Genomic DNA, 8,461 nt, shown 5'->3' with positions numbered 1-8,461 from the left:
AGCGAAAAGCTGGGCAAACAGGAACGCGCGCAAGCGCGAAAGCAGCCGCGTGACACAGGATCCAGGTGGGTCAGGTTTACTTCGGCGAATCGTCGAAAGGCGGGTCAGAATTCAATCGGCGTTGACACCAAGTACGACTCGGGATGATGCACCGCGCGAAAGAACAGCGGGAAGCAAGAAAACAGCTCGCGCTGCCTACTGTTCGCCATCCACAAGCGGGGCTTGGGATGCAGTCCAGTGTCCACGGGTTCAACCGTCTTCACCAGCCGGCGCACCGCCGGCGAATTATCAAGCGGTAGCGTTCGACGCTGTACTTGAGGAGCAGTCACCAATAATTCTCCGTCATCGACCTGCGATGTGACAGCTGTCCTTCGCAAGGAGCAATTTTGAAAATGAAGTTTGCAACCGAGCGCACATCGCGTGAAGTTGCCATTCGACGGCAGCGCGGCATCGCGAATCAGCGCCGTGGCAGGACGAGGCCCGCTTCGCAAATAGTCCATTTTGGACTATTCCAAAATCGCTTGCAACCTTGCGGCTCTTCGCGTCGAGCCGCCAATGGAAAAATCTATCTACTCTCGTCGATACGCTATGTTCGCTAAGCTGCTGCGAGCAGCTAGAGAAGAGGCGGGTTTTACACAAGAAGAGGTCGCAACTCGTCTTGATACGACTCAGACCTTCATTAGCAAGTGCGAGCGCGGCGAGCGCCGGCTGGATGTTATTGAACTATGTAGTTGGTGTGAGGCTCTGGGAATTCCAGCCAGCCAGTTCGTCGCAGAACTTGAGCAGAAGCTTTGACCGGCTGAGTGCGGTCGTCGAGAACGCGAAGCATCATCTGAAAAAAGTGCCGATGATGTCAGATGAGGGTGCAAGTTCCCTGTGTGCATAACGCTGCTGCCCACACCGCACGGGTGTGGGCAGCAGCCCTGCGGACGGCACCAGAGTTGCACACACTCGAACGTCTGGCGCGCCGGCTTTTGCCGGCTCGCCTAATTTGTAAAAAAGAACGGGGAACCGGGGAAGGTGGCTATCAGCCGAATTCGATGGACTACATGACGCCCGGAAGCCGGTCTGGATAGCTCCGTTAAGGCAAGCTGACGACCCCGCGTCCATAGGGTTTGGATTCTGGGGTGAATGTCCATACCCGCTTATGTGCGGGTGAACAGGAAGTTCATCACGTCGCCGTCATGCACCACGTATTCCTTGCCTTCCGCGCGCATCTTGCCGGCTTCCTTCGCGCCTTGCTCACCCTTGTAGGTGATGTAGTCGTCAAACGAAATGGTCTGCGCGCGAATGAAGCCGCGTTCGAAGTCGGTGTGAATCGCGCCCGCGGCCTGCGGCGCCGTGTCGCCAATGTGAATGGTCCACGCGCGCACTTCCTTTACGCCCGCCGTGAAGTACGTCTGCAGCCCCAGCAGTTTGAAGCCAGCGCGAATCACGCGGTTTAGCCCCGGCTCTTCCATGCCCATGTCGGCGAGGAACACTTCCATGTCCGCTTCGTCCAGGTCGGCGATTTCCGCTTCGATTGCTGCACAGACGGCAACCACCGGCGCATTTTCCGACGCCGCGAACTTCATTACAGCGTCAAGGTGCGGATTGTTCTCAAAGCCGTCTTCCTTGACGTTGGCGACGTACATGGTCGGCTTGGCGGTGATCAGGCAGAATGGCTTGAGCGTGGCCTTTTCCTCGTCGGACAGATCCAGCGCACGCACGGGCTTCGCCTGGTCCAGTTGAGCGCGCACCTTCTCCAGCACGGCGGCGTTTTTCACGGCTTCCTTGTCGTTGCCCGACTTGGCTGCCTTCGAATAGCGCGCGAGTGCCTTTTCGACCGTTGCCAGGTCGGCGAGCGCCAGTTCGGTATTGATGACCTCGATGTCCGACAGCGGATCGATCTTGTTGGCGACGTGAATGACGTTCTCGTCTTCGAAACAGCGCACCACGTGCGTGATGGCGTCCGTTTCGCGAATGTTCGCGAGGAACTGGTTGCCAAGACCTTCACCCTTGCTCGCGCCCGCCACCAGACCGGCGATGTCGACGAATTCCACGACTGCCGGCAGGATGCGCTCGGGCTTGACGATTTCCGCGAGCGCTTTGAGGCGCGCGTCCGGCACTTCGACAATGCCGACGTTCGGCTCGATCGTGCAGAACGGATAATTTTCCGCGGCGATGCCCGCCTTGGTCAGCGCGTTGAAGAGGGTGGACTTGCCGACGTTGGGCAAGCCGACGATGCCGCATTTGAGGCTCATGGAAATCCTTCAGTGATTCAGTAAATTGCGTGATGCGCTCGACGCTGTGTGCGGGATTCGGGAGCCTTCGCGTTGGGCTGGCGAGGAAAACGCAGCGGAGCGGGACACGACACCAGCGCGGGCATTGCCTCGACGATTCTGGGCGGTTTTGTCACGGAAAGCGTAATTGTAACCCGTTCCAACCGGCTTCTTGACATGGCTTCAGAACGCTGCACGCGCGGTCCGCCCCCCCCGCAACCCCGCCGCTATAATGCGCGGATGAACGCAAACCATCAGACTTTCGATGCCGCCGTGATCGGCGGCGGGCTGGTCGGCAAGACCGCGGCGCTTGCACTCACGCAAGCCGGGCTGCGCGTCGCGCTGCTCGCGCAGGCGTGCGCGCCGCTGCCCGCCGGCGCTTCGTTCGACTCGCGGGTGTACGCGTTGTCGTCGAGTTCGCAGGCGCTGCTCGAGCGTTTGCGCGTCTGGCAGGCGCTCGATCTGTCGCGGCTCGGCCCCGTGTACGACATGCGTGTCTACGGCGACGCGCATGCGGAGCTGCATTTCTCCGCGTTTCAGGCTTCCGTGCCGCAACTTGCGTGGATCGTCGAGTCGTCGGTGATCGAGCGCGCGCTCGACGCGGCGCTGCGTTTTCAGCCTAACCTCACGTGGATCGACAGCCGCGCCCAGGCGCTCGACTTCACCGCCGACAGCGCAAGCGTCGGTCTCGCGAACGGCAGCGTGCTCGTGGCCGATCTCGTGGTCGGCGCAGACGGCGCGCACTCGTGGGTGCGCGCGCAAATCGGCTCGAAAATGAACCGGCGCGACTACCGGCAAACGGGCGTGGTCGCCAACTTCAAGGCGGAGAAGCCGCACGGCGAGACCGCTTTCCAGTGGTTCAGGGAAGGCGAAATCATCGCGCTGCTGCCCATGCCCGACGGCCACGTGTCGCTCGTCTGGTCGGCGCGTACCGAGCATGCCGAGCAACTGATTGCACTCGATCCGGCGCAGCTCGCGGCCGAAGTGGAGCGCGTGACAGGCGGCCAGCTTGGCGGGCTGGACTGCGTGACGCCAGCGCAGGGCTTTCCGCTCGCGCTGCAAACCGTCGAGCGCCTGGTCGCGCCGCGCGTCGCGCTGGTGGGCGACGCCGCGCATCTGATTCATCCGCTCGCGGGGCAGGGCATGAACCTCGGTCTGCGCGACGTCGCGGCGCTGGCCGACACGGTCGCCGGCAAGGAGTCGTTCCGCGATCTCGGCGACATGGTGCTGCTGCGGCGCTACGAGCGCGCGCGGCGCGAAGACATTCGCGCGCTGATGATCGCCACCGACGGTCTGCAGAAACTGTTCTCCGTGCCCGGCCCGCTCGCGAAAATCGTGCGCAATAGCGGCATGGCTTTCGTCGGCGCGCAGCCGTTCATCAAGCGTTGGCTGGTGTCGGCCGCGCTCGGCTGAGATGGCCGGCGAACGCTCGCGCGGCGCGGCCGGCTGGTGAGACAGGTATCATGAACCCCAACAGGCGGTTGCCGATGAACGCCGACAGAGCGTTTTCGTCTAACCGGCAACCTTGCAAACGCCAACGCGTGTGAAGAGCACGCGTCCGAATCAGGAATTTCGCATGAAAAAGACCTTTCGCATGGCGGCTGCCGTGCTCGCGATTGCTGCCGTCGCGATCGGCTGCTCCGCGCAGGCCGACCAGTCCACCGACAAGCTCAAGGCCACGCTGCAATCCCGCCTTGCCGACGTGACGATCAAGAGCGTCACCAAGTCGCCGATTGCCGGCCTTTACGAAGTGAACCTCGGCAACCAGATCGTCTATAGCGACGCCAACGGCGACTATCTGCTGCTCGGCGACATGGTCGATACAAAAACGCGCAAGAATCTGACGGACGCGCGTCTGTCGGAAACCAACCGTATCGACTTTGCGAGCCTGCCGTTTGCAAACGCGGTGAAGGTCGTGAAGGGCAACGGCTCGCGCAAGATCGCCGTGTTCTCGGACCCCAACTGCCCGTACTGCAAGCAACTGGAAACCACGCTGAAGTCCATCGACAACGTGACCGTCTACACCTTCCTGTACCCGGTCCTGTCACCGGACTCGACCGCCAAGTCCAAATCCATCTGGTGCTCGGCGGACCGCGCGAAGGCGTGGGAATCGTGGATGCAGGACCATCAGGCGCCCACGGCCGCCGGCACCTGCGATACCGCCGCGATCGACAAGAACCTCGCGCTTGGCCACGCGATGAACGTGGAGGGCACGCCCACCGTATTCCTCGCCGACGGCCGCCGCCTGCCGGGCGCGGTGCCGGCCGACCGGCTAGACAAGGAAATTGCCTCGGTGCACTGAGCACGCGGCTGACACAAGTGAAAGGAGGCGCAAGGGCGCCTCCTTTCGCATCCAGCTCCCAAACAAACATTCACGCAAAAAAACACGCGCCGCCGATGAAGCCGATCCGCTACACCATCGTTCCCAAGCAACCCGCCGCCCATCTCTTCGAAGTCACCGTGACCGTCGCCGACACGGACCCGGCCGGCCAGCGTTTCATGCTGCCGGTGTGGATCCCGGGCAGCTACATGGTGCGCGAATTCGCCCGCAACATCGTCACACTGCGCGCCTTCAACGACGCGGGCCGCAAGGTGCGCGTCGAGAAAACCGACAAGCACACGTGGCAGGCCGCGCCGGTCAAAGGCGCGCTCACGCTGCGCTACGAGGTGTACGCGTGGGACCTGTCGGTGCGCGCTGCGCATCTGGACGACACCACGGGCTTTTTCAACGGCACGAGCGTGTTTCTGTCGCCGCTCGGTCACGAAGAGGCGCCGTGTGTGGTCGATATCCAGAAGCCGGACGGGGCGGCTTATCGCGGCTGGCGCGTCGCCACCGCACTGCCCGAAGCGCGCGGCACGAGGCGCTACGGCTTTGGCGAATATCGCGCACAGAACTACGATGAACTGATCGACCATCCCGTGACGCTCGGCGAATTCGAGCTCGCGACCTTCAACGCGCACGGCGTGCCGCACGACGTGGTGATCGCGGGGCGCGTGATCGCGCTCGACATGGCGCGGCTGTGTGCCGACCTCAAGCGAATCTGCGAAGCGCAGATCGCGCTGTTCGAACCGAAGTCGAGAAAAGCGCCCGTGGACCGCTACGTCTTCATGACGCAAGCCGTCACCGAGGGTTACGGCGGGCTCGAGCACCGCGCGTCGACGGCGCTCATCTGCAATCGCGCGGACCTGCCCGTGCAAGGCCGCGAAGCGCTCACCGAAGGCTACCGGACTTACCTCGGCTTGTGCAGCCACGAGTATTTCCACACCTGGAACGTAAAGCGGATCAAGCCCGCGGTGTTCGCGCCGTATGACCTTGCCGTGGAGAACTATACGTCGCTGTTGTGGCTGTTCGAAGGCTTCACGTCTTATTACGACGATCTGATTCTCGTGCGCAGCGGCCTCATCTCGCAGGACGATTATCTGGGCATGCTCGGCAAGGTGATGGGCGGCGTGCTGCGCGGCAGCGGCCGCACCAAACAGAGCGTCGCGGAAAGCTCGTTCGACGCGTGGGTCAAATACTACCGGCAGGACGAAAACGCGCCGAACGCAATTGTCAGCTACTACACGAAGGGCTCGCTGGTCGCGCTTTCGTTCGACCTGGCGATTCGCGCGCAAACCAGCCACCGCAAGTCGCTTGACGACGTGATGCGGCTGCTGTGGCAGCGCTTTGGCCGCGACTTTTACCGCGGCAAACCGGTCGGGGTGGAGGAAGGCGAAATCGAGGCGCTCTTCACCGAGGCCACCGGTGTGGCACTCGGAGAGCTGTTCGCGCAGGCCGTGCACGGCACCCGCGACCTGCCGCTCGAGACGCTGCTCGCGCCGTTCGGCGTGGCGGTCGCACCGGAGCCCGACAAGAATGGAAAGCCGTCGCTCGGCGCACGCGTGCGCGGCGGCGCCGACTGCACGCTGGCGGCGGTCCACGAGGGCAGCGCCGCGCAAAAGGCCGGGCTTTCGGCCGGCGACGTGCTGATCGCGCTCGACGGCCTGCGCGTGACGGGTTCGAACCTCGACGCGCTGCTCGCGCGCTATCAGCCGGGCGCCAAGGTTGAAGTTCACGCGTTTCGCCGCGACGAACTGCGCACCGCGCAACTCAGGCTCGACGGGCCAGAAGTCTCGCGCTACAAGCTCACCGCCGACGACAAGCGGCCCGCCGCCCGCAAGGCGCGCGAACGCTGGCTCGCAGGCTGACTGTAATTTGCGGTGGCCGCAAGAGGCTCTCGCAGCGGCGGATTGTTCTACCAATGCAACAATCCGTCGCCGCCGGATGGCTTTTTCCGGGGTCGGTAAATAAACACAATGACTCCACTCGCGCAACATTGCGCGCCCCCACTGGAGTCAAACATGACCACGATCCTGCAAATCAACTCGGCGGCCCGCTCGCAAGGCGCGAATTCCACGCTGCTGGTGAACGAACTGACCGAAAAGCTGCAACAGTCGAATCCGGGCGCGCAAGTCGTCGTCCGCAATCTGCAAGCCGAACCGCTGCCGCATCTGGACGACGCCGTCCTCGGCGCGTTCTTCACGCCGGCTGACCAGCGCACCGCCGAGCAGGCCGCAATTGCCGCCCGCAGCGAAGCGCTGATCGCCGAACTGCAAGCCGCCGACATCGTCGTGATCGGCGCTCCGATGTACAACTTCGGCATCTCGTCGCAATTGAAGACGTACTTCGACTTCATCGCGCGTGCCGGCATTACGTTCCGCTATACCGCAAACGGTCCGGAAGGTCTCGTGACGGGCAAGAAGGTTTATGTCGTGTCTGCACGCGGCGGCAAGTATCTGGGCACGCCGAACGACAGCCAGACGCCGTATCTGAAGAGCTTCCTGGGCTTCCTCGGCATGACCGACGTGAACTTCATCTACGCGGAAGGCCTGAACATGGGCCCGGACGCAGCGAGCGCCGCGCTGGCCGCCGCACGCGAAGCGATCGCTGCTGCTTGAGGCGCGGCTTCGGCGAGTGCCTGAACCGGCCGCCGGATCGAATTAGTGCGTGAGCGTCGCCTCACGGCGGTGCTTTACAGCGCGCAAGCAAAAACGCCACGGGACCTTGGTCCACGTGGCGTTTTTGCTTTGCGGCCTTAGGTCTCGCCTACGCGAGCATTTGCGCTTTGTCGGGCAGACGCCAGTCGATGGGCGCGCGGCCGTGCTCGACGAGATACTCGTTCGCCTTCGCAAAATGCCCGCAGCCAAGAAAGCCGCGATGCGCCGATAACGGCGACGGATGCGGCGCTTCCAGCACGCAATGCGATTTACCGCCGAGCAGCGCGCGCTTGGCTTGCGCGTGCGCGCCCCACAGCATGAAGACGAGACCGTCGTGGCGCATCGCCAGTTCATGGATCAGCGTGTCCGTGCACTTCTCCCAGCCGCGCTTTGCGTGGCTGGCCGCCGAGTTCCGCTCGACCGTCAGCACCGTGTTCAGCAGCAGCACGCCTTGCTTGGCCCACGTGTCGAGGCAGCCGTGAGGCGGCGGCTCGTGCCCGAGGCTCGCGGCGATTTCCTTGAAGATATTGCGCAGCGACGGCGGCGTGCGCACGTTCGGCGCCACCGAAAAGGCAAGTCCGTGAGCTTGCGGCGTGCCGCGGTCTTCACCGTGATACGGATCTTGTCCGAGAATCACGACTTTCACTTTGTCGGGGCTCGTCAGGCGCAACGCGCGGAATACGTCGGCGGGATAAACGGTTTTGCCGGCTGCGCGCTCACCGTCCACGAAACGGCACAGCGGCGCGTAGGCGTCGCTTTCGATAAAGGGCTTCAGATGCGCGCGCCATGCAGCGGGCAGCGCGGCGAACTGCGCTTCGAGCGTGAGCGGGGTGCCGGTGGCGCTTTGCGGCTGCGGTGCGGCGGATGCGGCAGATGCGGCGCTGGTCGGCGCGGCGGTGTCGTCAAATAGCGATGCCTGCGAGGGTGCACGGCGGCGGGTACGGGATGAGGAAGTCATGGCGCAGAAGTGTCGCAGCAAACGATGCGTGACTCAAGTTTGGGGCGGCGCGGCGAGCCGGAAAGGGCGCAGCGCTGGAACCGGGCGGCTCATTTTTCGGCCGCGAGGGGTCGGCGTGTTTTGTTTGACGCTCAACTCGGAGCCTGTCAGAAATTTTGTGTTCAAGGCATAACATGTACCCAAAGGAGCATGTATGCCAAGCAAACCGAAAGCAGGGTCTGCGCCCCCGCCTGAGCTGCCGGCAATACCAGAGGAGCTCATCGAT

The 8,461-nt window shown here is 63.2% G+C and carries 8 protein-coding genes; 5 read left to right on the top strand and 3 right to left on the bottom strand.

Annotated elements, in window-relative coordinates; all coding sequences use genetic code 11:
- Positions 1 to 104: 104 nt before the first annotated feature.
- Positions 105 to 500 (bottom strand): hypothetical protein, encoded by a 396-nt coding sequence (locus tag JNB89_RS30585; RefSeq protein WP_220364706.1) that lies wholly within the window; start codon positions 498 to 500, stop codon positions 105 to 107.
- 55 nt (positions 501 to 555) lie between these two features.
- On the opposite strand from JNB89_RS30585, the gene JNB89_RS30580 reads away from it, so the two are divergent.
- On the top strand, positions 556 to 795 hold the full coding sequence (locus tag JNB89_RS30580; RefSeq protein ID WP_220364705.1) for a helix-turn-helix domain-containing protein: 240 nt from the start codon (positions 556 to 558) through the stop codon (positions 793 to 795).
- A gap of 350 nt (positions 796 to 1,145) precedes the next feature.
- On the opposite strand, the gene ychF is transcribed toward JNB89_RS30580, so the two are convergent.
- Positions 1,146 to 2,243 carry a redox-regulated ATPase YchF gene (ychF, locus tag JNB89_RS30575; protein ID WP_220364704.1) on the bottom strand — a complete coding sequence of 366 codons (1,098 nt, stop codon included), beginning with the start codon at positions 2,241 to 2,243 and terminating at the stop codon, positions 1,146 to 1,148.
- 258 nt (positions 2,244 to 2,501) lie between these two features.
- Here ychF and JNB89_RS30570 point away from each other — a divergent pair, with 258 nt between their 5' ends.
- From JNB89_RS30570 to JNB89_RS30555, 4 genes are all read left to right on the top strand, one after another.
- Entirely contained in the window at positions 2,502 to 3,674 is a 1,173-nt protein-coding gene (locus tag JNB89_RS30570) for a UbiH/UbiF family hydroxylase (RefSeq protein ID WP_013340613.1), read from the top strand.
- Positions 3,675 to 3,837: 163 nt separating this feature from the next.
- On the top strand, positions 3,838 to 4,563 hold the full coding sequence (locus tag JNB89_RS30565; RefSeq protein ID WP_013340612.1) for a DsbC family protein: 726 nt from the start codon (positions 3,838 to 3,840) through the stop codon (positions 4,561 to 4,563).
- A 95-nt stretch (positions 4,564 to 4,658) separates the two neighbouring features.
- The gene (locus tag JNB89_RS30560; protein ID WP_220364703.1) at positions 4,659 to 6,449 is read left to right on the top strand and encodes a M61 family metallopeptidase; all 1,791 of its coding nucleotides are present in this window, start codon (positions 4,659 to 4,661) and stop codon (positions 6,447 to 6,449) included.
- A 153-nt stretch (positions 6,450 to 6,602) separates the two neighbouring features.
- Positions 6,603 to 7,199 (top strand): FMN-dependent NADH-azoreductase, encoded by a 597-nt coding sequence (locus tag JNB89_RS30555; protein ID WP_013340610.1) that lies wholly within the window; start codon positions 6,603 to 6,605, stop codon positions 7,197 to 7,199.
- Between the two features lie 148 nt (positions 7,200 to 7,347).
- Here the strand turns inward: JNB89_RS30555 and JNB89_RS30550 are convergent, their stop codons facing one another.
- Positions 7,348 to 8,196, bottom strand: coding sequence for a uracil-DNA glycosylase (locus tag JNB89_RS30550; RefSeq protein WP_220364702.1), 849 nt, complete (start codon positions 8,194 to 8,196; stop codon positions 7,348 to 7,350).
- Positions 8,197 to 8,461 lie beyond the last annotated feature (265 nt).

Origin of the sequence: Paraburkholderia phenoliruptrix (assembly GCF_019511605.1) — a bacterium.
Taxonomy (GTDB): domain Bacteria; phylum Pseudomonadota; class Gammaproteobacteria; order Burkholderiales; family Burkholderiaceae; genus Paraburkholderia; species Paraburkholderia phenoliruptrix_A.
Note: the sequence above shows the minus strand (reverse complement) of the source record. Positions and strands in the feature narration are given on the sequence as shown.

Excerpts from the sequence above, each read along its gene's own strand:
- ychF (WP_220364704.1), bottom strand. The coding sequence starts at position 2,243 with ATGAGCCTCAAATGCGGCATCGTCGGCTTGCCCAACGTCGGCAAGTCC.
- JNB89_RS30580 (WP_220364705.1), top strand. The coding sequence starts at position 556 with ATGGAAAAATCTATCTACTCTCGTCGATACGCTATGTTCGCTAAGCTG.
- JNB89_RS30585 (WP_220364706.1), bottom strand. The coding sequence starts at position 500 with ATGGACTATTTGCGAAGCGGGCCTCGTCCTGCCACGGCGCTGATTCGC.
- JNB89_RS30550 (WP_220364702.1), bottom strand. The coding sequence starts at position 8,196 with ATGACTTCCTCATCCCGTACCCGCCGCCGTGCACCCTCGCAGGCATCG.
- JNB89_RS30570 (WP_013340613.1), top strand. The coding sequence starts at position 2,502 with ATGAACGCAAACCATCAGACTTTCGATGCCGCCGTGATCGGCGGCGGG.
- JNB89_RS30555 (WP_013340610.1), top strand. The coding sequence starts at position 6,603 with ATGACCACGATCCTGCAAATCAACTCGGCGGCCCGCTCGCAAGGCGCG.
- JNB89_RS30565 (WP_013340612.1), top strand. The coding sequence starts at position 3,838 with ATGAAAAAGACCTTTCGCATGGCGGCTGCCGTGCTCGCGATTGCTGCC.
- JNB89_RS30560 (WP_220364703.1), top strand. The coding sequence starts at position 4,659 with ATGAAGCCGATCCGCTACACCATCGTTCCCAAGCAACCCGCCGCCCAT.